Source organism: Burkholderia sp. (genome assembly GCF_018375725.1).
Taxonomy (GTDB): Bacteria; Pseudomonadota; Gammaproteobacteria; order Burkholderiales; family Burkholderiaceae; genus Burkholderia.
The window spans coordinates 1-1,790 of record NZ_JAHACR010000490.1 but is presented as its reverse complement, the minus strand read 5'-3'; the positions used below and the strand labels follow the sequence as shown (position 1 = coordinate 1,790).

At 67.5% G+C, this 1,790-nt stretch carries 2 protein-coding genes and 1 pseudogene; 2 read left to right on the top strand and 1 reads right to left on the bottom strand.

From position 1 onward, the window contains the following. Window positions 1-49 precede the first annotated feature (49 nt). Both KH616_RS24750 and KH616_RS24745 read left to right on the top strand, forming a co-directional pair. Window positions 50-994, top strand: a complete 945-nt coding sequence (locus KH616_RS24750; protein WP_292254815.1) for a MurR/RpiR family transcriptional regulator — start codon at window positions 50-52, stop codon at window positions 992-994. After that, window positions 991-1,551 (top strand): annotated as a pseudogene (locus KH616_RS24745) (isoaspartyl peptidase/L-asparaginase); the annotation flags it as partial. The gene KH616_RS24750 and the pseudogene KH616_RS24745, both read left to right, overlap by 4 nt. Here the strand turns inward: KH616_RS24745 and KH616_RS25470 are convergent. Then, entirely contained in the window at window positions 1,454-1,768 is a 315-nt protein-coding gene (locus KH616_RS25470) for an epoxyqueuosine reductase QueH (protein ID WP_366835261.1), read from the bottom strand. The pseudogene KH616_RS24745 and the gene KH616_RS25470 overlap by 98 nt on opposite strands. Window positions 1,769-1,790: the final 22 nt, after the last annotated feature.

The following is a 1,790-nucleotide window of genomic DNA, read 5'->3' as shown; positions in this document are numbered from 1 at the left end:
TGCTCAATTGTGTAAGTTTACTTTCATCACATGCAGCCGAATCCTTCGCATGCAGACGCGCCCGCCGCCCGCCATACCCGATGCCGAATCCGAGATCGCCACGCGCATCGCGTCGGCGATGCCGTCGCTGACGCCGATCCACCGGCGCATGGGCGAGTACGTGCTCGCCAATCCGTTCCGCGCCGCGACCATGCGGATCGACGAGCTGGCGCAGGCGGTCAACGCGTCGATCGCCACCGCGAACCGTTTCGCGAAGGCGCTCGGTTTCGACGGTTATCCGGCGATGCGCGCCGCGCTGGTGCGCGGTTTCGAAGCGACCTTCGGGCCGGTCGAGCGGCTGCGTTCCGCGCAGGAGCAGGCGTCCGGCGGCCGCGGCGGCGTGTGGATCGACGCGGTGTTCGACCAGGCGATCGCGAATATCGAGGGCACGCGGGCGCTGCTCGACCGGGCGAACGTCGAAGCGGCCGTCGAGGCGATTGTCGCAGCGCGCCGCGTGCTGATCCTCGGCGCGGGATCGAGCGCGTTTCTCGCCGGGCTGATGGAGCACGGCTTGTCGACGTGTCACGACAACGTGCAGTCGCTCGCCTTGCTCGGCGGTCCGTCGCATGCGGCGCGTCGTCTGTTTACCGTGGATGCGCGCGATCTTGTCATTGCGATCGCGTTTCCGCGCTATGTCGAGGACACCCTGGAACTGGCCCGCCGTGCGGCCGCGCGCGGTGCGCAGGTGCTCGGCGTGACGGACGGCCCCGATTCTCCGCTCGCGCCGATCGCGTCGCTGACGGTGTTCGTGAAGGCCGAGCGCCGCTTCGCCGCGACATCGGAAGCGGCGGTGCTCGCGACGATCGAGGCGCTGATCGACGCGGTCGCGTTGCGCACGCACCGCTCCGCGAAAGCGGCCGTCGAACTGACCGAATTCCTGCTGCCGTGGCTGACCCAGCCGCAGGCCGCACTGTCGGCGGCAGACCCGCCTGTCACCCGGACAAGGAAATCATGACTTCACCCGCAATCGTGGCGATTCACGGCGGCGCAGGCACGATCCTGCGCGAAGCGATGGATACCGGAACGGAAGCGCAGTACCGCGCCGAACTGACGGCGATCCTGCGTGCCGCGCAGGCGGTGCTCGCCGACGGCGGCAGCGCGATCGACGCGGTGAGCGTCGCGGTGCGCATGCTCGAGGATTGCCCGTTGTTCAACGCGGGCCGTGGCGCGGTCTACACGGCCGAAGGCAGGCATGAGCTCGACGCGGCGATCATGGACGGCGCGACGCTGGCCGCCGGCGCCGTGTGCTGCGTGACGCGCGTGCGCAATCCGGTGCTCGCCGCGCGACGCGTCATGGAGGCGAGCGAACACGTGATGTTTGCCGGCGTGGGCGCCGAGGCATTTGCCGCCGCGCACGGACTGGAACTCGTCGAGCCGGACTATTTCGGGACGGACGCGCGCCATGCGCAATGGCTCAAGGCGCGCGGCGCGGCCGGCGCGATGCTCGATCACGATGCCGCGACATTCGTGTTCGGCGACGGTTCGCCCCGGCCGCCCGAGCCGCCCGAGCCGCCGCCTCCAGACGCATGCGATAGCACACGGCGCAGCGCGCGCCGCCCTCTGGAAGCGATTCCATGCCGTGTACCGCTGAAAAAAAACTTTCCGGATCGTAACCGCACGGTACGACCGAAACAGGAAACCGGTGCGGCTGTTCTTTTACCAGACGCAAAAGCTCTGCATAACGCTTCTCATACTCGGTCTGCGGGGAGATATTGGGATTGTAAAACAACAGCGTAATAGAAAAATACTGA

What these genes read in the sequence shown, in the direction of transcription:
- KH616_RS24750 (WP_292254815.1), top strand. Translation starts at nt 50, where the DNA reads ATGCAGACGCGCCCGCCGCCCGCCATACCCGATGCCGAATCCGAGATC.